Here is a 383-nt window from a genome sequence, read left to right on the forward strand (position 1 = left end):
AGGATCCAGGAAGCATACCCGCTGAACGGATCAGTGGAAGCATAAAGGGATTTATACCAGGAGCCAAAATACATCCCCTTGTCATCTATAAAGCTCTTTTCAAGGGCAATGAGTTCCCGGTTGATTCGCTGGGCCCGGGCTTTGGATAACTCCTCTTTCATAAGTAATGCCTCTATTTCCCGGGAGAGTTCCAGGGCACTCTGCTCCAGTTCCGGAACGACCTGGTTGACCTGTTCAAACCCTTTGAAATCCCCGTCGTACGCCTTGATTTTTTCCACGGCACGGGCAAAATGGCCTTTCAGGTCCGTGGCATATTGCGTGAGTGCATAGGGGATCAAATCGGCATTTGCCATCCGGAGCGCCATCAGGCCGGCCCATTGTCC

Annotated in this window: 1 protein-coding gene; it reads right to left on the reverse strand. The window is 52.0% G+C overall.

Features of this window, described 5'->3' with window-relative positions; genetic code table 11:
* Window positions 1–383: transferrin receptor-like dimerization domain-containing protein (locus ACRHNM_RS16315; RefSeq protein WP_431137699.1), on the reverse strand; the 383-nt coding region annotated here is incomplete at both ends.

It is taken from the genome of Psychroserpens mesophilus (assembly GCF_050617655.1).
Taxonomy (GTDB): domain Bacteria; phylum Bacteroidota; class Bacteroidia; order Flavobacteriales; family Flavobacteriaceae; genus Psychroserpens; species Psychroserpens mesophilus_A.